The organism is Colwellia sp. MB3u-45 (assembly GCF_014077005.1).
In the GTDB taxonomy this organism is placed as follows: domain Bacteria; phylum Pseudomonadota; class Gammaproteobacteria; order Enterobacterales; family Alteromonadaceae; genus Cognaticolwellia.
The window spans coordinates 314898-340696 of the sequence record NZ_JACGVC010000053.1 but is presented as its reverse complement, the minus strand read 5'-3'; the positions used below and the strand labels follow the sequence as shown (position 1 = coordinate 340696).

34 protein-coding genes and 1 tRNA gene are annotated in these 25799 nt (G+C 40.9%); 2 read left to right on the top strand and 33 right to left on the bottom strand.

Annotated features, from left to right (window positions below; genetic code table 11):
* Window positions 1-7 precede the first annotated feature (7 nt).
* Genes prsK through H4J41_RS16705 form a run of 3 tightly spaced genes read right to left on the bottom strand, consistent with a single transcriptional unit; the run spans window position 8 to window position 6111 of the window.
* A complete protein-coding gene (gene prsK, locus H4J41_RS16715) occupies window positions 8-2065 on the bottom strand; it encodes an XrtA/PEP-CTERM system histidine kinase PrsK (RefSeq protein WP_182137251.1) in 2058 nt (685 codons plus the stop codon).
* Between the two features lie 3 nt (window positions 2066-2068).
* Window positions 2069-5113: an efflux RND transporter permease subunit gene (locus tag H4J41_RS16710; RefSeq protein WP_182137250.1), complete on the bottom strand. Its 3045-nt coding sequence runs from the start codon at window positions 5111-5113 to the stop codon at window positions 2069-2071.
* 5 nt (window positions 5114-5118) lie between these two features.
* Window positions 5119-6111 (bottom strand): efflux RND transporter periplasmic adaptor subunit, encoded by a 993-nt coding sequence (locus H4J41_RS16705; protein WP_182137249.1) that lies wholly within the window; start codon window positions 6109-6111, stop codon window positions 5119-5121.
* Window positions 6112-6570: 459 nt separating this feature from the next.
* On the opposite strand from H4J41_RS16705, the gene H4J41_RS16700 reads away from it, so the two are divergent.
* A tRNA-Arg gene (locus H4J41_RS16700) sits at window positions 6571-6647 on the top strand.
* Window positions 6648-6821: 174 nt separating this feature from the next.
* Here H4J41_RS16700 and H4J41_RS16695 read toward each other — a convergent pair.
* Window positions 6822-9365 carry a TonB-dependent receptor domain-containing protein gene (locus H4J41_RS16695; protein ID WP_182137248.1) on the bottom strand — a complete coding sequence of 848 codons (2544 nt, stop codon included), beginning with the start codon at window positions 9363-9365 and terminating at the stop codon, window positions 6822-6824.
* A gap of 287 nt (window positions 9366-9652) precedes the next feature.
* On the opposite strand from H4J41_RS16695, the gene H4J41_RS16690 reads away from it, so the two are divergent.
* Window positions 9653-10057 carry an OsmC family protein gene (locus H4J41_RS16690; RefSeq protein ID WP_182137247.1) on the top strand — a complete coding sequence of 135 codons (405 nt, stop codon included), beginning with the start codon at window positions 9653-9655 and terminating at the stop codon, window positions 10055-10057.
* Window positions 10058-10387: 330 nt separating this feature from the next.
* On the opposite strand, the gene H4J41_RS16685 is transcribed toward H4J41_RS16690, so the two are convergent.
* The 29 genes from H4J41_RS16685 to rpsJ all read right to left on the bottom strand — a co-directional run bounded on the left by H4J41_RS16685 (window position 10388) and on the right by rpsJ (window position 25274).
* On the bottom strand, window positions 10388-11287 hold the full coding sequence (locus H4J41_RS16685) for a phosphoribulokinase (RefSeq protein ID WP_182137246.1): 900 nt from the start codon (window positions 11285-11287) through the stop codon (window positions 10388-10390).
* A 167-nt stretch (window positions 11288-11454) separates the two neighbouring features.
* Window positions 11455-11862 carry a 50S ribosomal protein L17 gene (rplQ, locus tag H4J41_RS16680; RefSeq protein ID WP_182137245.1) on the bottom strand — a complete coding sequence of 136 codons (408 nt, stop codon included), beginning with the start codon at window positions 11860-11862 and terminating at the stop codon, window positions 11455-11457.
* 41 nt (window positions 11863-11903) lie between these two features.
* Window positions 11904-12893: a DNA-directed RNA polymerase subunit alpha gene (locus H4J41_RS16675; protein WP_146877766.1), complete on the bottom strand. Its 990-nt coding sequence runs from the start codon at window positions 12891-12893 to the stop codon at window positions 11904-11906.
* A gap of 24 nt (window positions 12894-12917) precedes the next feature.
* Window positions 12918-13538, bottom strand: coding sequence for a 30S ribosomal protein S4 (gene rpsD, locus H4J41_RS16670; RefSeq protein WP_146877767.1), 621 nt, complete (start codon window positions 13536-13538; stop codon window positions 12918-12920).
* Between the two features lie 33 nt (window positions 13539-13571).
* Window positions 13572-13961, bottom strand: a complete 390-nt coding sequence (gene rpsK / locus H4J41_RS16665; protein ID WP_076420861.1) for a 30S ribosomal protein S11 — start codon at window positions 13959-13961, stop codon at window positions 13572-13574.
* Between the two features lie 13 nt (window positions 13962-13974).
* On the bottom strand, window positions 13975-14331 hold the full coding sequence (gene rpsM, locus H4J41_RS16660) for a 30S ribosomal protein S13 (protein WP_182137391.1): 357 nt from the start codon (window positions 14329-14331) through the stop codon (window positions 13975-13977).
* Window positions 14332-14464: 133 nt separating this feature from the next.
* A complete protein-coding gene (gene rpmJ, locus H4J41_RS16655; RefSeq protein ID WP_182137244.1) occupies window positions 14465-14578 on the bottom strand; it encodes a 50S ribosomal protein L36 in 114 nt (37 codons plus the stop codon).
* A 30-nt stretch (window positions 14579-14608) separates the two neighbouring features.
* Complete coding sequence (gene secY / locus H4J41_RS16650; RefSeq protein ID WP_182137243.1) at window positions 14609-15934, bottom strand: preprotein translocase subunit SecY; 1326 nt, start codon at window positions 15932-15934, stop codon at window positions 14609-14611.
* Window positions 15935-15942: 8 nt separating this feature from the next.
* Window positions 15943-16377 (bottom strand): 50S ribosomal protein L15, encoded by a 435-nt coding sequence (gene rplO, locus H4J41_RS16645; protein WP_182131650.1) that lies wholly within the window; start codon window positions 16375-16377, stop codon window positions 15943-15945.
* Between the two features lie 2 nt (window positions 16378-16379).
* The gene (gene rpmD / locus H4J41_RS16640) at window positions 16380-16559 is read right to left on the bottom strand and encodes a 50S ribosomal protein L30 (RefSeq protein ID WP_182137242.1); all 180 of its coding nucleotides are present in this window, start codon (window positions 16557-16559) and stop codon (window positions 16380-16382) included.
* Between the two features lie 6 nt (window positions 16560-16565).
* Window positions 16566-17075 carry a 30S ribosomal protein S5 gene (rpsE, locus tag H4J41_RS16635; protein ID WP_146877772.1) on the bottom strand — a complete coding sequence of 170 codons (510 nt, stop codon included), beginning with the start codon at window positions 17073-17075 and terminating at the stop codon, window positions 16566-16568.
* 9 nt (window positions 17076-17084) lie between these two features.
* On the bottom strand, window positions 17085-17438 hold the full coding sequence (gene rplR, locus H4J41_RS16630; protein WP_182137241.1) for a 50S ribosomal protein L18: 354 nt from the start codon (window positions 17436-17438) through the stop codon (window positions 17085-17087).
* Window positions 17439-17447: 9 nt separating this feature from the next.
* A complete protein-coding gene (gene rplF / locus H4J41_RS16625; protein ID WP_182137240.1) occupies window positions 17448-17981 on the bottom strand; it encodes a 50S ribosomal protein L6 in 534 nt (177 codons plus the stop codon).
* A 12-nt stretch (window positions 17982-17993) separates the two neighbouring features.
* A complete protein-coding gene (gene rpsH / locus H4J41_RS16620) occupies window positions 17994-18383 on the bottom strand; it encodes a 30S ribosomal protein S8 (RefSeq protein ID WP_404842454.1) in 390 nt (129 codons plus the stop codon).
* Window positions 18384-18402: 19 nt separating this feature from the next.
* Window positions 18403-18708 (bottom strand): 30S ribosomal protein S14, encoded by a 306-nt coding sequence (gene rpsN / locus H4J41_RS16615; RefSeq protein ID WP_146877776.1) that lies wholly within the window; start codon window positions 18706-18708, stop codon window positions 18403-18405.
* Between the two features lie 4 nt (window positions 18709-18712).
* Window positions 18713-19258 (bottom strand): 50S ribosomal protein L5, encoded by a 546-nt coding sequence (gene rplE / locus H4J41_RS16610; protein WP_182137239.1) that lies wholly within the window; start codon window positions 19256-19258, stop codon window positions 18713-18715.
* Between the two features lie 12 nt (window positions 19259-19270).
* Window positions 19271-19585: a 50S ribosomal protein L24 gene (rplX, locus tag H4J41_RS16605; protein ID WP_182137238.1), complete on the bottom strand. Its 315-nt coding sequence runs from the start codon at window positions 19583-19585 to the stop codon at window positions 19271-19273.
* A gap of 12 nt (window positions 19586-19597) precedes the next feature.
* Window positions 19598-19966, bottom strand: coding sequence for a 50S ribosomal protein L14 (gene rplN, locus H4J41_RS16600; RefSeq protein ID WP_182137237.1), 369 nt, complete (start codon window positions 19964-19966; stop codon window positions 19598-19600).
* Between the two features lie 363 nt (window positions 19967-20329).
* Entirely contained in the window at window positions 20330-20581 is a 252-nt protein-coding gene (rpsQ, locus tag H4J41_RS16595; protein WP_182137236.1) for a 30S ribosomal protein S17, read from the bottom strand.
* Window positions 20581-20772: a 50S ribosomal protein L29 gene (rpmC, locus tag H4J41_RS16590; protein WP_182131655.1), complete on the bottom strand. Its 192-nt coding sequence runs from the start codon at window positions 20770-20772 to the stop codon at window positions 20581-20583. Before rpmC ends, rpsQ begins: the two co-directional genes overlap by 1 nt.
* Complete coding sequence (gene rplP / locus H4J41_RS16585) at window positions 20772-21185, bottom strand: 50S ribosomal protein L16 (protein WP_146877781.1); 414 nt, start codon at window positions 21183-21185, stop codon at window positions 20772-20774. The genes rpmC and rplP overlap by 1 nt, the downstream gene beginning before the upstream one ends.
* A gap of 11 nt (window positions 21186-21196) precedes the next feature.
* Window positions 21197-21895, bottom strand: coding sequence for a 30S ribosomal protein S3 (rpsC, locus tag H4J41_RS16580; RefSeq protein ID WP_146877782.1), 699 nt, complete (start codon window positions 21893-21895; stop codon window positions 21197-21199).
* An 11-nt stretch (window positions 21896-21906) separates the two neighbouring features.
* Window positions 21907-22239: a 50S ribosomal protein L22 gene (gene rplV, locus H4J41_RS16575; protein WP_126667308.1), complete on the bottom strand. Its 333-nt coding sequence runs from the start codon at window positions 22237-22239 to the stop codon at window positions 21907-21909.
* Window positions 22240-22249: 10 nt separating this feature from the next.
* Window positions 22250-22525, bottom strand: coding sequence for a 30S ribosomal protein S19 (rpsS, locus tag H4J41_RS16570; protein ID WP_146877784.1), 276 nt, complete (start codon window positions 22523-22525; stop codon window positions 22250-22252).
* A 28-nt stretch (window positions 22526-22553) separates the two neighbouring features.
* Window positions 22554-23378 carry a 50S ribosomal protein L2 gene (gene rplB / locus H4J41_RS16565; protein ID WP_182137235.1) on the bottom strand — a complete coding sequence of 275 codons (825 nt, stop codon included), beginning with the start codon at window positions 23376-23378 and terminating at the stop codon, window positions 22554-22556.
* A gap of 12 nt (window positions 23379-23390) precedes the next feature.
* Window positions 23391-23693, bottom strand: a complete 303-nt coding sequence (gene rplW, locus H4J41_RS16560; RefSeq protein ID WP_182131657.1) for a 50S ribosomal protein L23 — start codon at window positions 23691-23693, stop codon at window positions 23391-23393.
* Complete coding sequence (gene rplD / locus H4J41_RS16555; protein WP_146877787.1) at window positions 23690-24295, bottom strand: 50S ribosomal protein L4; 606 nt, start codon at window positions 24293-24295, stop codon at window positions 23690-23692. The genes rplW and rplD overlap by 4 nt, the downstream gene beginning before the upstream one ends.
* Before the next feature lie 15 nt (window positions 24296-24310).
* Window positions 24311-24949 (bottom strand): 50S ribosomal protein L3, encoded by a 639-nt coding sequence (rplC, locus tag H4J41_RS16550; protein ID WP_182137234.1) that lies wholly within the window; start codon window positions 24947-24949, stop codon window positions 24311-24313.
* 13 nt (window positions 24950-24962) lie between these two features.
* Window positions 24963-25274: a 30S ribosomal protein S10 gene (gene rpsJ / locus H4J41_RS16545; protein ID WP_070375080.1), complete on the bottom strand. Its 312-nt coding sequence runs from the start codon at window positions 25272-25274 to the stop codon at window positions 24963-24965.
* Window positions 25275-25799: the final 525 nt, after the last annotated feature.

Below are 25799 nucleotides of genomic sequence, written 5' to 3'. Positions count from 1 at the left end.
TGGATCCTTATAGTAAATCTTGACCGCTTATTGCGCCCGCTAATTTTAATGGCAGATCGATAGTAAAAACTGTTCCTTGTTTAGGCGTACTTGCTACTTTGATAATACCTGCCATATTTTCAAAAAACTGCTTTGCTTCGAATACTCCGATGCCCATGCCAGCATTACCTTTGGTTGAGTCAAAAGGTCGAAACAATCGACTTTTAATAAACTCTTCACTCATGCCACAGCCATTATCTGCAATGATAATTCTAATGGTACGTTTTTTTTCAATAAGGGATACTTTTATCCAACCATCCTTTGTTGTTGCTTCTTGTGCGTTTTGTATCAAATGATGCATAACAGATTGAAAAGATTCACTATCTATATAAGTCACACAACTACCTTGTTGCTCAAATTCAATCCTTGGTAAGCTTTGATTACATTGCGAAACAACTTTTTTAACGATTATAGCTAAAGCTGTCTGGCTATGAGAAGACTGCTCAATCTGTTTTTTTCGCAGTTGAGACAATACTTTTTCTAGCCTTTGTGTTGCTGACTCGACCGTTTCAAAAACGTCATCAATAAATTCAGGATTATTGCGATGCTTTTCGGCATTTGACGTAATTAAGGCTAATTGCGCCTGAACATTTTTCAGATCATGTACCAAAAATGCTGACATACGATTAAAGGCATCAAATTGCTTTGATTCACTGAGTTTATCGGTGGCTTCATAGAGTGAAATAAAATTGCCAAGTTGTTTAGATATGGCAAATAATAAATCTCTGTCCTCCCAATTTAATCCTTTGAGTTCATTTTCATCAGCAAGTAAAAATAAGCCATAAAATGCTTTGCCAATAAATATTGGCACTATAATTTGAATCTTGTTAGACCGACATAGCGCAACATCTAAGGTTAACTCAGGATAAAGCAAAGGAGAGTTTTCGTATTCATTGACGTCAACTATCCATCCTTTTTGGTGGCAGAATAGCCCAACCTCCAAAAGCTGTTTTTCTATCTCTTCATTGATTTCAAGCCCATCGCTGTATTGAATTTGATATTGTTGGTTGGTAAACTTTTTAATGATGGCCCCACGTGAAGCATCTACTTTAGACATCATAATGTGTGTTGCCATTTGATAATGACTTTCGCCGCTAGCCGTTTCGATTTTTTCAATCAGATTTAACCACTCGTCGCGATATTCATATTTATTGGCAAAAAAGTTTTTGGCGATAAAAACTTTAACGCGACGGCGCAAAGACTCTGTAATCAGCAAAGCAACAAGGACAATACCACTGAGCATTAAAAAGCCAATGCTAACTAAATCACCCCATTGTCCGCCTAGGTAATTTATAACATAACCAGTAAATGACATTAGCAGTAAGTAAGCGCCTGCTATCATCAACATAGAGCTATAAAAAACAACGTGACGAGAGACAAAAATACGCACTTCGCCATTGTTAATACGGCGAATGCTGATCAATAAAAGTGGTGCAACAAATAGCGCTAAGAAACCTCGGCTAAACCAAAAGTTAAAATCAATGCCATTAACCATGGCGGCTTGTGCATATAGCACAAAGTCAAATATAGCGACACTGGCAAGAGCGACGACCAAGGGCCAAATAGCCCAGCGCACTTGTCGGCTAGCATTGCGATAAAGCTGTTCAAGCAACACCAATATCCACAAATTAAGCACGATAAACAGCAAGAATATATATTTGTAGGCGTAATCTAACCAGTAACTTGCTAGCCAACAGCCCAACATTAACAGTAGCCAAACACCAAGGTATTGGCGAACGGTGTAATTGCTCATCAGTGCTTTAAAGTCACGATGTTCAGTATTAAATAAAATAATTAATAACGACCAACAGGCTATTTTAAAGCCATCTGCTAACATAGCCCATTGCAGGCTATAACCTAATTTAATTTGCAGGGCAGCCACTAGATTACTGCTTAACGTGACTAAGGTACAAAATAATACCGCCTGTGCAATTAAGCTGGGGTTACGGGCAGCAATAATCAGCAGTGCGAGTAATACATAGACCACGACGGCTAAAGAGAAGCCTAATAAACCAATAAAGTCCATAAATTATGCTTTGATCTTTCTTGAAGAGTCTGTTTTTGTAAATAACTCGGTGAGTATGGGCACAATGATAAAACTCGCAATAGCCGAGACACATAAGCCAGAAATAATAACGACACCCAAGGGTTGCCACAAACTGCCACCAAAAAGTGTTAAGGGTAATAAACCGCCAATAGTCGTCATTGTTGTTAATAATATCGGTGTAAAACGCGTGGCACTGGCAGATAAAATAGCTTGTTTTTTATTTAAACCTGTTGATAAATTTCGGTTGGTTGTGTCGATTAATATAATGGCATTATTAACCACAATACCAAAGAGGCTGATCAAGCCAATAAAAGCCATCATAGAAAATGACAGGTTAGTTAAATATAAGCCAAATACTGCGCCTGCCATAGCAAAAGGTATTGAAGTAAAAATGATCAGTGGCTGTGAAAATGATTTAAACTGCAACACTAGAATAGCAAAAATACCGATAGCGGTTATTAACATAATTTGTGACAGGCCGGAAAAAGACTCTTGTCGAGACTCTTCTTCTCCGCCTAAGCGGTAATACATACCTGCTGGCAATGTATACTTGTCTAGGTAGTTAACCACTTCACTGGTGATGGCTTGCACAGAATAACCTTGAGCTGCATCAGCTGATACACGTGCCATACGTAACTTTTGATAATGAAAAAAATCTGTCCGGCCTTTCTGCAATTTTATCTCAACAAACTGGCCTAAAGGAATACTCTCACCTTGTTGATTAACAATCGTTATATCAGAAAGCCCAGTTAAACCACTTTTAGGCCGACGTACTAAAATAGGATAGTTTTCACCATTAACATCATTAAATTGTCCAATAAATGTGCCCGAAAGCGCGGTTTGAATACTATTATCCAACTGGTTTATGTCAATGCCTGACAGTGCCGCTTTATCATAATCTATCGCTAAAGCTAATTCAGTATTGGCAATACCAATAGGGTTATCTAGATTAATCACCCCTTCAATTGCAGCCATTTTGGTCTGTAAATCACCGGCAACCTCTTCAAGATCAGATAAGGATTCGCTGATCAATCTAACGGTAATCGGCTGATCAGTCACTGGGCCTTGAGTAAATTCTTTCACAGTAATTTTTGCTTGATGCCATTGTGAAAATTCTGCTCGTAATGCTTTGACTAAAGTATTTACTGCTGTTTCATCATATGGCTGCAATACCAGTAGCACTTGACCATAACTTGCTACGCCACGTTTAGGAATTTCGTTGTAATAAATACGGGGATTAGAGCTACCAACATTAAGGGCAACTTTATCAACATAGGGTTGAGTTTTAATAAACGCTGTCATCGAGTGCATAACATCATTGGTATAATCTAATGATGAGTTAGCCGGTGTTTCAACGTCAATTAACAACATTGCTTTCTCAGCTTTAGGAAATAAGCTCACACCTACTTGTCCAAAGAGAGATGCCATAGCAAATAAGGCGACGAAGGCGAGCACTAACATGATAATTTTTATATTCATTAAACGACCTAACCACCCAACATAATAGCGCTCAGCAAATAGGTTGGCATAATGTTGTAGCGCTTTAACTTTACTGGGTTTTTGACTAAAAAACTTACTGGCCAGTAAGGGGGTAAGTGTTAAGGCAATCAGCAAAGATGCCAACAGTACCAATATCACAGTCACTGGCATCGAACGCACAAAATCACCTGTGTCGCTCGCCAGCATAAGCATGGGTAAAAAAGCCAACATGGTCGTTACTGTGCCACTTGTAATGGCCCAACCGACTTTACTGGTGCCTAATGCCGAGGCTTGCGCCAACGTTGGTGCATTTTTCTTTTCCCGGTGAATACTCTCTGTGACGACAATGGCATTATCAACTAACAAACCTAAGGCAATAATTAACCCCACGATAGACATTTGTTGCAGGCCAAAACCGGTAAAATCGAGCCAACCAATAGCAATTAAAAAAGACAATGGGATGGCAATAATGACCACAATAGCTTCGCGTACCCCTAAAAATATTAATGACATTAGCCCGACAAGTACTAAACCTTGCCATAAGTTATCAAAAAAGCCGTTAATGCGATTTTCTACACCGTCAGATTGTTTAAACAGCATGGCTGTTTTAATGGTGTCAGGCAGGGTTTGTTTAAACGCCAATATTTCTTCATCAATGGCTTCAGTGAGCGCAAATATATTGGTATTTGATCTTTGCTCTACCGTCAAAAATATCACAGGCTTGGTATCGTAGTAAGCCAAATAGCTAGGCTCTCTACTAGAAAAACCGACACTAGCAACATCTTTCAAACGAATAACGCCCGTGTCATTCGAAAATACCACTGTGTTGTTAAGCTCGTCAATATGTTGAAAGTTACCACTGGTTTTAACGTTAAATCGCCGTGTATTAGCGTCAATAAAACCGGGTGTGATGTTAATAGCCCGTTTTTGTAGCAAACTATTAATGGTGAGCATACTAATGCCGTAGTGTTTTAACATCGCAAGGTTTAAATCTACGGCCACAACTTGTGTGGGATAACCCCATATATCGGCTTTTTTTACCGCTTCAATAGCTTCCAAACGTTTTTCAAGCTGTTTTGCGTGAAATTCCATACTTTTATAGTCAGTGGATTCACTCCAAAGCGCCAACTGAATAATAGCCACACTAGTGGGTGTTGCTTTTAACACTAAGAGATCTTGTACACCTTGAGGTAAGCTTGGCTTGACCGTTGATACCGCTTGTTTAACTTCGTTATAAGCGGTATTTGGATCGCTACCATATAAAAAAGTTAACTTGATGCGGGCGCCACCATTTTTAATTTGTGACTCAATTTTTTTAATGCCTTCAATATCAGAAAGCTCTTCTTCAAGCGGGTCCACCACTAAGGTTTCAATATCAGTAGGTGACGCGCCTGGGTAGATAATTTCCAGCAAGGTAATTGGAATATCAAATTGAGGGTCTTCAGAACGAGGCATATGAAAATAGGAAACAATGCCAACAAGTACCATCAGTACAACAATAGTGAAGGTAAACTGAGCATTTTTTATGGCAATGCGAGGGAGCTGCATAATAACTAATTTCCAGCCACGACGATATTTTGCCAACCTTTAGTAACTATTTTTAAAGGTTGGCTATTACGCACTGCTTTTAAGTAGACATAATCATTGTCTATCTGGAAAACTTGGAAACTCTGCTCTTTAAAAACTGAATTATCTGATGACTGCACAATAACAATGGCTTTATCTTCGTCATCAACAGCAACAAGTGCTGCGATTGGCAGCTGATAAACAAACACGTCACTTTCAAAAGCGATGCTAACTTTGGCAAGTTGTCCCGCGATCATACCTGAGGTTATTTTTATTTTCGGTAACAAAACCTCAATAATGAATAAGTGGCTGCTTTCATTGGCCATGGCAGGGATTTTACTAATAATGCCTTCAACAATACCGGTTTGACTTAAAGCGACGCTGGCTTTTTGACCTAATCGAACTTGACTAATTTCTTGGCCCGTTAGTGCCACTTTTATCACCCAGTCTAGCTTGGCAACTTTCAGTGCTTGATGGCCTGGGCTTTGAAACTCACCAAGCTCTGTATCGCGGGCTAAAACAACACCTGAAAACGGCGCGTATATTTTGGCCTTGACTAAATTATAATAAGCTACTTGATAAGCCGCCTGAGTAATTTCTACTCGAGTGATAGCGGCGTCCATATCGCGCTCAGAAGCCAGTTGATTATCCATTAAACCACTAATGCGTTTCACTTCACGCTTTGCTTGTGTCATTTGAGCATAGTTGGAATTTTTCTGTTCTGTTAACTCAGTAATATCAAGCGACGCCAACAATTGCCCTTTCTTAAATTGCTCGCCCTCGTCAATACTGAGTAACGTTAAGTAGCCACTAGTTTTAAATGACAGGCTCAATGTTCTCTTGTAATCAAGCTTGCCACTACGTTCAATGGTGTCATGGTAAAGTTCAGCGCTGATAACCTCTGTATCATATGACTGAGCCAATAACGGTTTCGCTATTGAAATAAGTGATAAGGTAAATACAATTAAGAATCGTTTCATAGCCAAGTGTTTACTTATAGCGTCTTGAGATAAAAGATATTATGGCCTTTACTTTAGACATCTTCATGACGAAAGTACATCTTTTCCCCCATCACATTAACAATATATTAATCTTATGTTAATGTAATAGCCTGTTTTTCGCATAGTGCAAACCGCGCAAACACCTTGTTATGCAGCCAGATTAATAGCGCATTTAAAGCTAATTTACAAAAATGACTCACAAGTGAAGCTTTTAGATAATAAATTTCGCAATCTTCTAGACATAAACGACGATAATCTATAGTATTTGCCGCGCTTAAATCTTTTCAATATGCTCCTATGCTTTAGCTAGATATAGCACTGTCTCTAAAAGGGAAGTTGATTAATAAAGCGTTAACAATCAATTTGATCATTAGATGATTTTATTTTTATTAAATGATAATTTATTGTTTGTTATATCTATGTAACACAAGTCAAAAACCACCCGTAGCTCAGCTGGATAGAGTACACGCCTCCGAAGCGTGTGGTCACAGGTTCGATTCCTGTCGGGTGGGCCACTTTCTCAAGAGATGCCTAGATTAATTTCAGTTACTTACCAAGCGCTCATTCAAACCTCAGATTATGGCTGTTATTAAATAAAAAGAGCACTACTGTGTAGTGCTCTAATGATAATAAAATTTAATGTAATCTTCTAAACTAGAGACTAGAAACTAGGCACTAGAAACTAGGCACTAGAAACTAAAGTTTACTCGAGCGTAATAGCTCATGCCATCGAAGCCATAAGGTAGTGCTCTGACTGGGTATTTAAAGGCGCCATTAGTAATGAAGTTTAACACTTCATCTTCACCAAGCTCGTCGGGTGTCTTATCAAATACGTTATTTATACCGGCAGATAATTGCAAAGTATCGCTAAGCTGATACGCTAAATTAACGTCAATTAATACTGCTGATTCTACGACACTGGTCGGTTTAAAACTGCCTGTTGGTGATAAAAATCCCGGTAGTCCGATATGATCATTACCAAAATACATAATGTCAGTTTCACCATAGTAATTGGCTCGAATAACGCCACTCCATGCTTGGTTACTATAGTCAAAGGTCAAAGTAGCACGTTGTTTCGGTTGTCCATCCGTTAAGAAGCTACGTTGTAAATCGTCTAACGCGACAGTTTCTGGAATACCTTCTGGCGAGTTTACACTATCAATTGTAGTCTCATTTAAATTACCCGCGAGCGTTACGTCTAAATTACCTGCTAATAGCTCTGTCTGATAAGTAATAACAAGGTCAAGCCCTTGGGTAGTTGAGTTCACTGCATTTGAGAAGTAATTACCTTGTACTGCCCCTGTAGCGTTTAGCGCCGTCACTGCTTCAGTGTTAAATGACACGTTATCCGCATTTAACAAACTGCCTAAGGTAATGCGGTCATCAATCTTTACTCGATAGGCATCTAAAGATACCGACAGTGCACTGTTAACATCATAAACTATACCTAGGCTTAAATTTTTAGATGTTTCAAGCTGTAAACTGTCTACACCTAATGCTGAGGGAAATGCTGAACCCGCTGTTGCGGTGAATGATGACAATAACACGCCACCTGCACCTAAATTAGTGGTATAGGCAGTATATGCACTTTGCTGAAGAGATGGTGCTCTAAAACCTGTTGATACTGCTCCCCTAACGGCTAAACTATCTGTAAGTTCATAACGCGTTGATAACTTACCGATGAGCTTGCTGCCAGCTTCAGAGGAATCTTCATAACGCAATGCTGCGCCTAAGTTCCATTGCTCTGTTATTTGCTGTTCAAGATCAAGATATAAGGCATAGCTGTGACGGTCTGCATCATTTGCTGCATCTGGTCTTAAGCCTGGATAAGCTTGAAAACCACAACCCGCGAAAACATTACTGTCGATCACAGACGCAGAAGAGGTTGAACTATTATTTGCACCACAAGCATAAGAGGCTACTTCACCGGCAACAATTTCATAATTTTCCTGGCGATATTCAGCACCAAAAGCAACAAACAGCGTTTCGCCATTATTCATTTCAATAAGCCCTGAAATATCAGCGTTAAAGGTTAATTGATCATACCTAAAGCCACCAGAGTAACCTGATGTTGGTCCGGCATTATTAGCAATGTCTTGATCGCTTGCGGTAGGGTTCAGTGCTAGATATTCTGCAGCATAAGAAGCGTTGATGGTATTGTTTGAATAAAAGTCATATTCATTTTCGCCATAGGTAGCGGAAACATCAAAACTCCAATCATCACTTAGCTCACCCCTTAGACCCAATGCTGTTGATATATCTTGTGCTTCATTATCAATTCTAGGTAAAAAGCCATCTGGATAGATTTGGGGTACATTCTTTTCGGCTTCATTAAAGCTACGGTAAAAGCCATTACCTAAAGCGGTTCTATTTGAGTATCCGCCAAAAGCATAAAGCTCCATATTTTCTAATGGTAGCATGGCGTTATAGAAAAATGACTTAAAGCTTGATTCAGCATTACCTTGGCCCCATCGTACCTTTTCAGATAAAGTACCTGGTGGCGTGGTTGAACTGCCGCCGGTATCTTTTTGCGCGCGATTAGTGCCGTCGTAATCTCTATATTCAGCGGTTAAATTAATAAATCCGCCCTCGTTGCCTAAATCAAAACCCGTATTTAAGCCTGCAACTAAAACATCACCGTCGCCCTCTCCTGTAGCACCTGTTTGGATAAAGCCCGATGTCACATTTGTGCTGTCTTTAAGCTCAAGGTTTATCACACCCGCTATGGCATCAGAGCCGTACTGAGCAGCGGCGCCATCGCGAAGTATTTGCACATTTTTTAACGCGGTCATGGGGATTGCATTCATATCAGTACCGGCAGCACCGGCACCAACGGTACCATTTAAACCAAAAATGGCTTGATTATGACGTCGCTTGCCGTTGACTAGCACTAAGGTCTGATCAGGTTGTAGACCTCGAAGCGTTGCCGGTCTAAATAAATCAGAGCCATCTGATACTTGCGTTCTACTAAAGTTAAATGACGGAGCCATCGCCTGAAGACTTTGACCTAATTCGCTAAAACCACCTTTAGTTAGTGACTCACTGGAAATAATATCAATGGGGGAACTTGACTCAGTTGCTGTTCTACTTGAAACACGAGAGCCAAGTATTGCAATGGTTTCTAAACTTTCATCAACAGAGGCTGTAGCAGCCGCAAAAGATGATGAGCAAGAAAATGATGTACCTATAGCGATAGCTAGGGTGTGTAAACGAAAGTATTTATTAAAGAACAACTTTTTCACCTTTAATTTAGAAATAGAAAAAACCACAAATTTGTGGCGATAAATTTACAGTGAAACTAAACATTTTTCCATCATTTTATTGACAATTAACAGGCGATCCAATATTTGCCTGATTTGTCCTGCGATCAACAAAAGTTTCATTGATAACAATATAAATAGACTTAGATTTGCCTAGCCGCCATTGATATGATTTTAGCAACAAATGTCATTGGAGTTAGTAGCTAATGTTATTATAAATAGTTAAGATTCAGCTGAATTTAACACTCAGGAAGATATAAATGAAAGCACAGGTAAAATGGATCGGCGAAGAAATGTTTATCGGCACGTCTGAAAGTGGCCACACGATTGTATTAGATGCGAACGCAGGTGCTCTTGCGCCAAGCCCATTAGAAAGTGTATTAATATCTCTAGGCGCTTGTTCTTCCGTTGATGTGGTGAGCATATTGGAAAAAGCACGACAAACTATTACTAGCTGTAAAGTTGAAATATCAGCTCAGCGTGTTGATTCTGTGCCAAAATTATTTTCTGATATCCACTTACATTTCGTTATTCAAGGTGACGATGTGGGTACTAAGCATGTTGAGCGTGCGGTCAGTTTATCTGCCGATAAATATTGCTCGGTAGCATTGATGCTTAATAAGTCGGTTAATATTACTCACGACTTCGAGGTTATAAGCCGGTAACGCATTTGCTATCATTGTGACTGCTAGGGTAACTTTCTTTTTACCCTAGCAGCGCTTTAAGCTTTTTATATTGAATGCTAAAGTCAGCTTGCTGATTAAAGATTAAATAGGCAGCATCAAGATACCAAGGCTTAGATACTAACCGATATTAATCGACTTGTTATAAATATCGCTTGGCCTGAACTCCTTTCAGTCGCTACTCATTGTTTCCCCATCGTTTCCTCCCTGTAAAATAAGAAATGATTCACAGCGAGAAAAGAAGCAGAACGGCAGAAGCAGTAAAGGTTAAATCAAACAATTTGTTACAGGCTTAAAAAGTGTAGCCTTGGGTTACAAGTCACTCATCCAATCAAGTTGTTTGTTTGCTTCACTCTTTTTAAGCATTAAGTCTTTAATCAACGGGGTTAGTAATAATTCCATCGCTAAACCCATTTTTCCACCAGGCACAACCAAGGTGTTCATTCGAGACATAAATGATCCATCGATCATGCTGAGGTAATAGGGAAAATCAAGTTGACTTGATTCACGGCAACGAATCACCACAAAACTCTCATCTAACGTTGGAATCGCTTTAGCACTAAAAGGGTTTGAGGTATCAACAGTGGGTACTCTTTGAAAGTTAATATGGGTACGCGAAAACTGGGGTGTGATAAATGAAATGTAATCTTCCATACTTCTAACAATGCTTTGCGTTACAGCCTCACGGCTATGACCGCGCTTGTCGGTGTCACGTATTATCTTTTGTATCCATTCTAAGTTTACAATCGGCACCATACCTATGAGTAGATCAACATGCTTGGCTACGTCATTATTTTCGGTAACAACTCCGCCATGTAACCCCTCGTAGTAAAGTAGATCCGTACCCTCGCCCAGAGCTTCCCACGGTGTAAAAGTACCCGGCATTTGGTTATAAGGCACAGCTTCATCGAATGTATGCAGATAACGGCGCATTTTGCCTTTACCTGTTTCTGAGTAGTCTTTAAATAATTTTTCTAAGGCGTCAAAATCATTGGCCGCAGCGCCAAAGTAACTTAATTTAAGTTGCTGTTCTTTCGCTTTGCGCTTTTCTAAATCCATTTCTTGGCGCGAGTAGCGATGGAAACTATCTCCCTCAACGTTTGCTGATGTAATGCCCAATGAACGAAAAATATGCTCAAACGATTCTGTTGTCGTAGAAGTGCCTGCACCCGAAGAACCGGTAACAGCGATGATAGGATTTCGTGACGACATAATGGCTGACCTTATTATTAATGGACAATTGTTATACGAGGTATTACTAGGCGGGTCAAGCTTTAGCTAATGTTCTTATCTTAAGGTAAGTAATTTTAGCGCACAAAAAAGCGGAGCCTAAGCTCCGCTTTTAATATCGTCAGAATAAATTTAGTACAAGTACTAAATTATGCTTCTGCGCTGACTTCTTCAACTACTTCAGCTGCATCTTCTACTGCTGGGCGGTCAACAAGTTCAACATAAGCCATAGGGGCTTTATCACCAGTACGGAAACCACATTTTAAAATGCGAGTGTAACCACCTGGACGATCTTGGTAACGAGCACCAAGTTCGTTGAATAAAATACCTACTACTTCTTTATCTTGTGTACGAGCAAACGCTAAACGGCGATTTGCAACACTGTCGGTCTTAGCCAATGTAATCAATGGCTCTACGACCATACGTAGTTCTTTAGCTTTAGCTACAGTCGTTTTAATCAAACCGTGCTTCACTAAAGAGCTTGCCATATTGCGGAACATCGCTTTACGATGACTGCTATTACGGTTTAACTGGCGACCGCTTTTACGATGGCGCATAAGTTAATCCTTATCTCAACTATTAAAAAACGATGATCGACTTAGTCGTTATCAGCTATGCTTTCTGGTGGCCAGTTTTCTAGGCGCATGCCCAGAGACAAACCACGAGACGCCAAAACGTCTTTGATTTCGGTTAAAGACTTCTTACCTAAATTAGGTGTTTTAAGAAGTTCAACCTCAGCACGCTGTACTAAGTCGCCAATATATTGAATTGCTTCTGCTTTTAAGCAGTTTGCTGAACGAACAGTAAGTTCAAGGTCATCAACAGGACGAAGCAAAATAGGATCAAACAGTGGTTTTTCCTCTTTTGGCTCTACTTCAGTTACATCACGAAGCTCTACAAACGCATCTAGCTGTTCAGCTAGAATAGTTGAAGCGCGACGAATTGCTTCTTCAGGGTCTAACGTACCGTTAGTTTCCATGTCTAAGACTAATTTGTCCAAATCTGTACGTTGTTCAACACGTGCAGAATCAACGTCATAGGCAATTCTTACAACAGGACTGAATGAAGCATCAACTAACAAACGTCCAATTGCACGATCTTCTTCCTCGGCATCACGTCGAGTTGAAGCAGGAACATAACCACGTCCCATTTCAACCTTTATACGCATACTGATAGAGCCATCACCTGTCAAATGACAGATTACATGAGTTGGATTTGCAATTTCTACATCACCATCATGTTGGATATCGGCTGCCGTTACAGGGCCTTCACCAGATTTAGTTAAGGTAAGAACAGCTTCATTTTTACCTTCTAAACTTATAGCTAATCCTTTAAGGTTTAACAGTATTTCGATGATGTCTTCTTGCACACCTTCTTTACTACTGTACTCATGAAGTACACCGTCAATTTCAACTTCAGTTACAGCACAACCTGGCATTGAAGATAAAAGAATGCGGCGTAACGCATTACCTAAAGTGTGACCAAAACCACGTTCTAATGGCTCTAAAGTTACTTTAGCACGAGTAGGGCTAATAGTTTCGATACCAACCAATCGTGGTCTAAGGAATTCGGTTACAGAACCCTGCATTATGTCCTCTCTTAAAGTGCAACTTTACTTAGAGTAAAGTTCAACAATCAACTGTTCATTAATTTCGGCAGACAAGTCAGAACGATCAGGAACACGTTTGAAAACGCCTTCAAGTTTCTTGTTATCTACTTCAATCCAAACTGGCTTCTCACGTTGTTCAGCTAATTCTAAAGCAGCGATGATACGCGCTTGAGTTTTAGACTTTTCACGTACAGAAACTGCATCTTCAGCTTTAACAGTGAAAGATGGAATATTAACAACAACACCGTTAACTACGATAGCTTTATGGCTAACAAGTTGACGAGCTTCAGCACGAGTGCTGGCATAGCCCATACGGTATACTACGTTATCAAGACGTTTCTCTAAAAGTTGCAACAAGTTCTCACCTGTATTGCCTTTTAGACGAGCCGCTTCTTTATAGTAGTTGCGGAATTGTTTTTCTAGTACGCCATAAATACGACGAACTTTTTGTTTTTCACGAAGCTGAATACCGTAATCAGATAAACGACCGCGACGGGCGCCATGTTGACCTGGTATTGTTTCGATTTTACATTTAGTGTCAATTGCTCTAACACCGCTTTTAAGGAACAAATCTGTACCTTCGCGGCGACTAAGCTTTAACTTAGGACCTAAATATCTAGCCATTTTCTTTCTCCAACAATCCTAAAAAAAGTACGATTAAACGCGACGTTTCTTAGGAGGACGACAACCATTATGAGGAATCGGTGTTACGTCTGTAATGTTGGTGATTTTAAAACCAGCAGCATTTAGAGCACGGATAGCAGATTCACGACCTGGACCCGGACCTTTAACGAACACTTCAATATTCTTCAAGCCAAACTCTTGTGCAGCTTTACCAGCACGATCTGCAGCTACTTGCGCAGCAAATGGAGTAGATTTACGTGAACCACGAAAACCTGAACCACCAGCAGTCGCCCATGATAAGGCGTTACCTTGACGATCTGTAAGAGTTACGATTGTGTTGTTGAAAGATGCATGGATATGAGCCATGCCATCAGCAACTTGTTTTTTAACGCGTTTACGCGTACGTACAGGTGTTTTAGCCATTATCTAGTTCCTCTTACTTCTTAATTGGCTTACGAGGACCTTTACGGGTGCGCGCATTAGTTTTAGTGCGTTGACCACGTAGAGGAAGACTGCGACGGTGGCGAATACCACGGTAACAACCTAAATCCATAAGACGTTTAATGTTCATTGAAACTTCACGGCGTAAATCACCTTCTACGGTGTATTTATCCACTTCTGTACGAAGCAAATCAATTTGAGCTTCGTCCAATTCACTGATCTTAGTTGACTCTGCAATACCAGTTGCAACACAAATTGCTTTCGCACGTGTTGCTCCGATACCGAAGATCGCAGTAATGGCGATTACTGCATGCTTACGATCAGGGATGTTAATGCCAGCGATACGGGCCACTAAACACATCTCCTATTTTTAAATTAAAATTTACCAGTTGAAAAGCCCGTTAGGATACTCAACCAGCCGCATTTCTTTGTAAATCGAAGCGGCATTATACAGACTTATCTGCATAATGCTACTGCTTAAAGATTTAGCCTTGACGTTGTTTATGTTTTGGCTCTTCGCAAATTACACGAATAACACCAGCACGTTTAACAATTTTACAGTTACGACAAATCTTTTTTACGGATGCACGTACTTTCATTCTATATACTCCGTTACCTAACGACTCAGTCTAACGACCGTAGCCCTTAAGGTTTGCTTTCTTAAGTACATTATCATATTGATGTGACATCAAATGGGTCTGTACTTGTGCCATAAAATCCATTATCACAACTACAATAATAAGTAGTGATGTGCCGCCAAAGTAAAAATTGACGTCCCATGCCATGATAATAAACTGAGGTACCAAACAGATAAAGGTAATATACATCGCACCAGCTAAGGTTAAGCGAGTCATAACTTTATCGATATATTTTGACGTTTGCTCACCAGGACGGATCCCAGGAATAAACGCACCGGATTTTTTCAGGTTATCTGCCGTTTCACGCGGATTGAAAACAAGCGCCGTGTAAAAGAAACAGAAAAATATTATCGCAGCGGCAAGTAACATGACATACAACGGCTGTCCTGGAGAAATAGCAATTGATACTTCTTGTAGGAAATCAGCAACCATACCTTCACCTTGGCCAAACCAGCTCGCAAGCGTGCCTGGAAACAAGATAATACTTGAAGCGAAAATTGGTGGAATAACACCTGCCATATTGACTTTGAGCGGTAAATGCGTGCTTTGAGCAGCGAAAACCTTACGGCCTTGCTGACGTTTAGCATAGTTAACAACAATACGTCGTTGACCACGTTCCACAAATACTACAAAGAAAGTAGTAGCAAATATAATTACGCCAATTAGCAATAATACTAATAAGTGCAATTCACCTTGACGCGCCGCCTCTGCTGTTTGAGCAACAGCTGACGGCATACCAGCAACTATACCTGCAAATATCAAGACAGAAATACCGTTACCAATACCGCGTTCAGTAATTTGTTCACCTAACCACATTAGAAACATGGTACCAGTAACCAAACTTACTACCGCAGCAAAGTAGAATCCGAAACCTGCGTCCATTACTAGACCTGGCATCATTCCCGGTAAACTTCTTGCTATTGCAATTGATTGTACAGTCGCTAGAACTAAAGTGCCGTAGCGGGTGTATTGACTGATTTTACGTCGTCCAGCTTCACCTTCTTTTTTCAATTCTGCCATTGCCGGGTGCATGACCGTAAGCAATTGCATAATGATTGAAGCTGAGATGTACGGCATAATACCCAGTGCCAATACAGAGGCTCGCTCAAGTGCACCACCAGAGAACATGTTAAACATCTCTACAATGGTGCCCTTTTGTTGATCAAACAACTGAGCTAATACAGCGGCGTCAATACCAGGGATTGGCACAAATGTTCCCAAACGAAGCACAATAAGTGCACCGAATACAAACCATAATCTTTGTTTAAGCTCAGACAAGCCGCCCTTTGCTTTATTATCAATTCCTGGTGTAGCCATAACCTGTACTATTCCTCGATTTTTCCGCCTGCCGCTTCAATAGCTGCACGTGCGCCTTTAGTAACACCTAAACCACGTACAGTAATTGGACGAGTGATATCACCAGAAAGCATGATTTTCACCGCGACAATGTTACGTGTGATTAGGTTAGCATCTTTCAGGGCAAAGATATCGACAACATCACCTGTGATGTTGTTTAGTTCATGTAAACGTACTTCAGCGCGAACTAAAGATTTACGTGACGTGAAACCAAACTTAGGTAAACGTTGTTTCAATGGCATTTGACCACCTTCGAAACCAGGACGTACACTACCGCCAGAACGAGATTTCTGACCTTTGTGACCACGACCGCCTGTTTTACCTATGCCAGAACCAATACCACGCCCACAGCGTTTCTTGGCTTTCTTAGCACCTGGTGCAGGAGATAAAGTATTTAAATGCATTATTAATCCTCCACCTTAATCATATAAGATACTTGATTGATCATACCACGTACAGCGGGAGTATCTTCTAACTCTACTGTATGACGGATACGACGTAAACCAAGACCCTTTAATGTAGCTCTATGCTTCGGTAAACGACCGATAGAACTTTTTAACTGAGTTATTTTAACTGTTTTAGCCATGCTCAATTACCCCAAGATATCTGAAACGCTTTTGCCACGCTTTGCTGCAACAGCTTCAGGCGAATGCATATTCGCAAGAGCAGATACAGTAGCGCGAACTACGTTGATTGGGTTAGTAGAACCGTATGCTTTTGACAATACGTTCTGTACGCCTGCAACTTCAAGTACTGCACGCATAGCGCCACCGGCGATAATACCCGTACCTTCAGAAGCTGGTTGCATGTAAACTTTAGAACCTGAATGCTTGCCAATGATGACATGCTGAAGAGTAGTACCCTTCAAATCTACGGTTACTAAGTTACGACGCGCTTTTTCCATTGCTTTTTGGATTGCAGCAGGCACTTCACGTGCTTTACCGTAACCAAAACCAACGCGACCAGCACCATCACCAACTACGGTTAATGCTGTGAAACTGAAAATACGACCACCTTTAACCACTTTTGAAACGCGGTTAACTGCGATTAGCTTTTCAGCCATATCACTTTGTTGTGAGTTTTCTTGATTATGATTAGCCATTATCAACCCCTAAAACTGAAGACCAGCTTCGCGAGCTGCATCTGCTAACGCTTTCACGCGACCATGGTAACGGAAACCTGAACGGTCAAAAGCAACACTTGTGATGCCTTTAGCTACTGCACGTTCTGCAAGAGCCTTACCTACAGCCGTAGCTGCTTCAACGTTGCCTGTTTTTTCTAACTGAGCACTAACTTCTTTATCTAAAGTAGACGCTGATGCGATTACTTCAGAACCTGTTGGTGCAATCAATTGCGCGTAAATATGACGAGGAGTACGGAATACAACTAAACGATTCGCACCCAACTCGCTAATTTTTGCACGAGAGCGTTTAGCTCTGCGCAAACGAGATGTTTTCTTATCCATAGTATTACCCTACTTCTTCTTAGCTTCTTTACGACGGACATTCTCATCGCTATAACGAATCCCTTTACCTTTGTAAGGCTCAGGTTTACGGTATGCGCGAATGTTCGCTGCAGTTTGACCGACCAACTGTTTATCAGCACCTTTCAGTATGATTTCAGTTTGGGTAGGAGTTTCAACGGTAATCCCTTCAGGGATTGCGTGCTCAACCGGATGCGAAAAACCTAAAGATAAGTTTAAAACCTTACCTGCAGCTTTAGCACGGTAACCAACACCGTTTAACAATAATTTCCTTTCAAAACCTTTACTAACACCTTCAACCATATTATTGATTAAAGAGCGTACAGTTCCGGCTTGAGCCCAAGCGCCTTTAGTATCGGCGACGATATTAGTGATGATCTTGCTCTCTTCTTGAGAAACAACAACAGCGCTATGGATCGTATGCGATAATTCGCCAATTGGACCTTTAACTTTGATGTCTTGACCTGATAACGTAATAGTAACGCCAGCAGGGATTGCGACATGTGCTTTTGCAACACGAGACATAATTCTGCTCCTTTACTCTACGAAACCAAGAACTTCACCGCCAAGACCCGCATTGCGAGCGGCGCGATCAGTCATTAGACCTTTAGAAGTAGAAATAATTGCGATACCCATGCCCGCTAATACTTTAGGAAGCTCTTGAGCACCTTTGTATACGCGAAGACCTGGACGTGAAACACGTTTGATCACTTCAATTACTTCTTTACCTTCAAAATATTTCAATTCAACAGTTAATTCAGGCTTTGCATCGCTTGAAACTGTAAACTCTGAAATGTAACCTTCTTCTTTAAGCAAGTTGGCAAGTGCAACTTTTACCTTAGAAGATGGCATTTTTACTGCAGTTTTTGCTGCAGATTGACCGTTGCGGATGCGTGTAAACATGTCCGCGATAGGATCAGTCATCATAACCATTTACTCCCGTGAATTACCAACTAGCTTTCTTAAGACCTGGAACTTCACCGCGCATCATAGTTTCGCGTAATTTAATACGGCTTAAACCAAATTTACGTAAGAAACCATGTGGACGGCCAGTAATATTACAACGGTTACGTTGACGACTACTACTCGAATCACGAGGTAAACTTTGAAGTTTCAATACAGCATCCCAGCGATCTTCTTCAGAAGAATCAGCACCAGAGATGATAGCTTTTAGTGCACTACGCTTTTCAGCATATTGTGCAACTAACTTGGTTCTTTTAGCTTCACGAGCTTTCATTGACGTTTTTGCCATAACTCTACACCTTCTTCTTAAATGGGAAGTTGAAGGCAGTCAATAATGCATGACCCTCTTCATTGTTCTTCGCACTTGTAGTGATAGTGATATCCATTCCGCGAATTTTATCGATTCTATCGTACTCGATTTCAGGGAAAATGATTTGCTCACGTACGCCCATGCTGTAGTTACCACGACCATCGAATGACTTAGGATTTAAGCCACGGAAATCGCGGATACGAGGAATAGAAATAGAGATTAAACGCTCTAAAAATTCCCACATACGTTCGCCACGTAGAGTTACTTTTGTGCCTATAGGATAGCCTTCACGAATTTTGAAGCCCGCAACTGATTTGCGTGCTACTGTCGTGACCGGCTTTTGACCTGAGATTGCAGTAAGATCATTTGTGGCGTGTTCTAAAACTTTTTTATCAGAAATAGCTTCGCCAACGCCCATGTTAAGGGTGATCTTTTCAATCCGAGGGACTTGCATGACACTTTTATAACCAAATTGCTTTTGCAATTCAGCTACAACTGTATCTTTATATAAATCATGCAGTTTCGCCATCGTTTACTCCAATTAAATTAATTCGTTATTAGATTTGAAAAAACGGGCTTTTTTGCCGTCTTCATCTCTAAAACCAACACGATCTGCTTTGCCAGTAGCTGGGTTAACAATCGCAACGTTGGATACATTTAAAGGTGCTTCTTTTTCAACAATCCCACCAGGCTGCTGTAACTGAGGTACAGGCTTAGTGTGCTTCTTGATTAAGTTAATACCTTCAACAAATACTTTGCCGTCTTCAACAAGAACTTTGGTCACTTTACCAGTTTTGCCCTTGTCTTTACCTGCAAGTACGATTACTTCATCATCACGACGAATCTTAGATGCCATTATCGTGACTCCTTATAGTACTTCTGGTGCAAGTGAAACAATTTTCATGAATTTTTCATTACGAAGTTCACGAGTCACAGGACCGAAAATACGAGTACCAATTGGTTGTAAGTTAGCATTTAACATTACAGCCGCATTTTCATCAAAACGGATGGTAGAACCATCTGAACGACGAACACCTTTCTTAGTGCGCACCACTACTGCAGTTAGGACATCACCTTTTTTAACTTTGCCGCGAGGAGTTGATTCCTTCACTGCAATTTTAATGATGTCACCAATGCGTGCGTAGCGACGGTGCGAACCACCAAGAACCTTTATACATTGTACACGTCGAGCGCCGCTGTTATCAGCTACGTTCAGTTGTGATTGCATTTGGATCATTTAATATGTCTCCGCTAAATTATCTTTATAAAAGATTAAATTCAAGGCCAGAAATTTGACCCGTCACTGCCTTCTAAATCCCACTCACAACGAGCGGGCGCGAGATTATAACACCGGTGATTTAAAAGTGATACTTTATTTAGCTAAAAAGTAACCACTATGCTAGGAGGGGTCTGTAGGAGGATTGCTGCCACAGTCTCCGAAAAATGCACTATACCAAGGGTATAATTCACTTAATTATCCCGTATTAATATCACATTTAAAAAATGACGTTTAAAATCTATCTATAATTTTTTGTTGAAAAAAAAGGCCCTGCCGAAGCAGAGCCTTTTCAAAGTTCTTATTGTGAATTAGATCAGGCGATTAAGCTTTCTCTAATACAGCTACCAAAGTCCAAGACTTAGTCTTAGAAATTGGTGCACATTCACGAATAGATACTAAATCACCAGCTGCACATTGGTTAGTTTCATCATGCGCTTTCAACTTAGTTGAACGCGTCATGTACTTACCGTACATAGGGTGCTTAACACGTCGTTCGATCAGGACAGTGATAGACTTATCCATTTTGTCACTGACGACACGACCTTGTAGTGTACGAATTTTTGCTTCGCTCATTACTTACCTGCCTTCTCAGTTATGATAGTCTTAACACGCGCGATGTTACGGCGTACATTTCTTTGCAAATGAGTTTGCGTTAACTGACCTGTGCTTGCTTGCATGCGATAGTTAAACTGTTCGCGTAACAACTCAAGCAATTCAGCGTTTAGCTCTTCAATGCTTTTTTCTTTCAATTCACTAGCTTTCATTACATCACCGTTCTAGTTACGAAAGTTGTTTTGAACGGAAGTTTAGCTGCTGCTAAAGCAAATGCTTCACGAGCAATCTCTTCCGAAACACCTTCCATTTCATAAAGAACACGACCAGGTAGAATTTGGCATACCCAATATTCCACTGAACCTTTACCTTTACCCATACGAACTTCAAGAGGTTTTTTAGTAATTGGCTTATCAGGGAATACACGGATCCAGATTTTACCTTGACGCTTCACGTGACGAGTCATTGCTCGACGAGCCGCTTCAATTTGACGCGCAGTCATACGACCACGTTCCATTGATTTTAACCCGAAAGTACCGAAGCTTACTGAACTACCTACATGTGCAAGACCGCGGTTACGCATTTTAAATTGCTTGCGGAACTTAGTACGTTTTGGTTGTAACATTACTTATTCCCCTACTTACTGGTCTTGCGGTTAGGTTTTCTTTTAGGCTTAGCAGCTGGTTGCTCTACTTGTAATGGCATGTTGCCAATTACTTCGCCTTTAAAGATCCATACTTTGATACCGATAACACCGTAAGTGGTATCAGCACGCGCAATTGAGTAATCAATGTCAGCACGTAAAGTGTGTAATGGAACACGACCTTCACGATACCATTCAGCACGTGCAATATCTGCACCGCCTAAACGACCACTTACTTGTACTTTGATGCCTTTTGCGCCTAAACGCATAGCATTTTGTACAGCACGTTTCATCGCACGACGGAACATTACACGACGTTCTAATTGACTAGCGATGCTATCAGCAACAAGCTGCGAATCCATTTCTGGTTTACGCACTTCAGCAATGTTGATTTGAGCAGGAACACCAGCAATTTTAGAAACCGCTAAACGTAGTTTCTCAACATCTTCGCCTTTCTTACCGATTACAACACCCGGACGAGCCGTGTGGATTGTAACGCGGATAGATTTAGCCGGACGTTCAATTACAATTTTTGATAATGAAGCACGCTTAAGCTTTTCAGTTAAATATTCACGAACCAAATGGTCACCGTGTAAATTAGCTGCGAAATCTTTAGTACTTGCAAACCAAGTAGACGCGAAAGGTTTCGTGATACCTAAGCGAATACCATTTGGATGGACTTTTTGACCCATTCTAATATCTCCTAGCTATCAGATACAATCACAGTAATGTGACTTGTACGCTTAAGGATTCGATCCGCGCGACCTTTCGCACGAGGCTTAATACGTTTCATTGTTGGACCATCGTCAACCATAATAGTTTTTACGATAAGCTCGTCAATGTCTGCACCTTCGTTGTGCTCTGCGTTAGCAATAGCTGAATCAAGTACTTTTTTAACCAAAACAGCAGCAGATTTATTGCTGAATGTTAAGATCTCAAGTGCTTTTTCAACGTGCAAGCCGCGGATCTGATCCACAACTAAGCGTGCTTTTTGTGCAGAGCCACGGGCAAATTTATGTGTAGCAATAGCTTCCATCTAATTTCCCCTATCTCTTCGCTTTCTTATCCGCGACATGGCCACGGTAAGTACGAGTTGGTGCAAATTCACCTAATTTGTGACCGATCATTTCATCAGTTACAAATACAGGTACGTGTTGACGGCCATTATGGACGGCAATGGTCAATCCGATCATCGTAGGGATGATCATTGAACGACGAGACCAAGTCTTAATTGGCTTTTTAATCCCGCTTTCCACCGCTGTCTCTACCTTCGTCAACAAGTGTAGGTCTATGAATGGACCTTTCTTGAGAGAACGTGGCATGGTGATTCCTCTTTAATTAAAAGTACTATTATTTAGCACGACGACGTACGATAAATTTATCGGTACGCTTGTTAGAACGAGTCTTGTAACCTTTAGTTGGTACACCCCAAGGTGATACCGGGTGACGACCGCCTGATGTTTTACCTTCACCACCACCGTGTGGGTGATCAACTGGGTTCATGGCAACACCACGAACAGTTGGGCGAACACCACGCCAGCGTGAAGCACCAGCTTTACCCAAAGAGCGAAGCATGTGTTCAGCGTTGCCGATTTCACCTAAAGTAGCACGACAATCTGACTCTATTTTACGCATTTCACCAGAGCGAAGACGTAAAGTGACATAAGCACCGTCTTTCGCAACTAGTTGAGCGTAAGTACCAGCAGCACGTGCGATTTGAGCACCTTTACCTGGTTTAAGTTCGATTGCGTGAACAACACTACCTAATGGTGTGTTGCGAAGTGGTAAAGTGTTACCTGGCTTAATAGGAGCATCGACACCAGACTGGATTGAATCTCCAGCGCTTAAGCCTTTAGGGGCTAGGATGTAACGACGTTCACCATCAGCGTAAAGTACTAGTGCAATATTTGCACTACGGTTTGGATCATATTCCAAACGTTCTACTTTAGCAGGGATACCATCTTTATTACGTTTAAAGTCAACCATACGATAATGTTGCTTGTGTCCACCACCAATGTGACGAACAGTAATGCGACCATTATTGTTACGACCACCAGATTTAGACTTAGTGTCTAACAATGGTGCGTAAGGCTTACCTTTATGCAACTCCGTGTTTACCACTTTAACAACGTGGCGACGACCCGGAGAAGTAGGTTTACATTTAACTATAGCCATTTTCGTAAACTCCTATGATTCCGCGCCAACGAAGTTGATGTCGCTGCCTTCAGCAAGTGTAACGTATGCTTTTTTCCAATCGCTTCTGCGACCAAAACGAGCACCAGTACGTTTCACTTTACCTTTGACATTTAATGTACGAACACCATCAACTGAAACTTCAAAAAGTTTCTCAACAGCAGCTTTGATTTCAGCTTTAGTAGCAGTAGTGGCAACTTTGAAAACAACTGTGTTGTTAACTTCAGCAGCCATTGTGCTTTTCTCAGAAATGTTCGGTGCTAAAAGCACTTTCAGTAAACGTTCTTCGTTTATCATCCTAACATCTCCTCAAGTTGCTTAACTGCTGATGCAGTCATCAAAACTTTTTCGAAACCTACCAAGCTAACTGGGTCAATACCGTCTACGTCACGCACGTCAACTTTATACAAGTTGCGCGCTGATAAGAACAAGTTCTCATCAACATCTGGAGTAACGATTAATACGTCTTTTAACTCCAATGCGTTTAGTTTAGCTACTAACTCTTTAGTTTTTGGTGTTTCAACTGTAAAATTTTCTACCACGATCAAGCGTTCTTGACGAACTAGCTCAGAAAGGATGCTTTTAATCGCACCACGGTACATTTTACGGTTTACTTTTTGGCTGTGATCCTGTGGCTTAGCAGCGAATGTTACGCCACCTGTACGCCAGATTGGACCACGACTAGTACCAGCACGTGCACGGCCAGTACCTTTTTGACGCCATGGTTTTGCGCCACCACCACTAACTTCTGAACGAGTTTTTTGAGCACGAGTACCTGCACGAGCACCAGCTGCATAAGCAACTACTACTTGGTGTACAAGAGCTTCATTAAACTCAAGTCCAAAAGTTGTTTCAGAAACTTCAAGAGCGCCTGAAGCGTCTTTTAATGCTAATTCCATCACAAATCTCCTGGACTAGGCTTTAACAGCTGGTTTGATGATTACGCTACCGTTGATTGCACCCGGAACCGCACCTTTAATAAGGAGCAAGTTACGTTCTACATCAACACGAACCAATTCAAGGTTTTGCGTTGTAACTTTTGCAGCACCCATGTGACCAGACATTTTTTTGCCTTTGAAAACACGACCTGGTGTTTGACACATACCTATCGAACCGTTTGAACGGTGAGATAGTGAGTTACCATGAGTTGCATCTTGCATTGAAAAATTCCAACGCTTAATACCACCTTGGAAACCTTTACCTTTTGAGGTGCCAGTAACATCTACTAATTTCGTGTCATTAAATAGCTCAACAGTGATTTCACTGCCAGCTACAAGACCTTCGCCTTCATTTGCATTTAAGCGGAATTCCCACAGGCCACGGCCTGCTTCGATACCAGCTTTCGCAAAATGACCAGCTGTTGGCTTGTTAACACGGTTAGCTTTTTTGCTTCCCGTAGTAACTTGAAGCGCCGAATAACCATCGTTGTCAACAGTTTTAACCTGAGCAACACGGTTCGCTTCAACTTCTAGGACGGTGACAGGAGTAGATACGCCATCTTCAGAGAAGATGCGAGTCATGCCCACTTTACGTCCAACTAGACCTATAGTCATGTTAAAACTCCTATTAACCCAAGCTGATTTGAACGTCAACACCAGCTGCAAGATCTAAACGCATTAATGCATCTACAGTCTTCTCAGTTGGTTCTACGATATCAATCATGCGTTTGTGAGTACGAATTTCGTACTGATCACGTGCATCTTTGTTAACGTGTGGTGAAGTCAAGATAGTGAAACGTTCTTTGCGTGTAGGAAGTGGAATTGGACCACGAACCTGTGCGCCAGTACGTTTAGCAGTATCAACGATTTCAGCTGTTGATTGATCAATCAAGCGATGATCGAACGCTTTCAAACGAATGCGAATTCTTTGATTTGACATTAAGACAAATCCCCATTTTAAAGAACAACAAAATACTGCCCATCACCTTTTTATATAAAAGGGGGGAGTATCGCTATAACATTCAACTCCGTATCGGAATTGCTGTGTGTTAACTATTAATAATTTAAACTAATACGTTAACTGATAAACACGTTGAGACTAGCTCGACGTGGAGGCGTATTATACAGAGAGCGATGATAATTTCAACTATTTATTTAACCGCTTTAACACCTATAACCTTTTCGCTTTTAAATACAGGCTTGCAAGTCTAGAAAGGCTTAGCTATATATGGATTGAAGACTAGACTATCGATGATGAGTGTTGTGTAAAGTAGGCTATCCTCATCAGCAATAATTGTGCTTTTCTTGCAATCAATAATATAACAAATGAGCCTTTAATAACTTGTCTGTAAGAAGTTGATCTTAACGCTAGCAAAATCGTCTCTTACCATCATACTTAATCAAATGCTGATATAGATAATGCTATCAGGCGTCTTATATTCCCTGCAGCCAAATGAATTTAGTC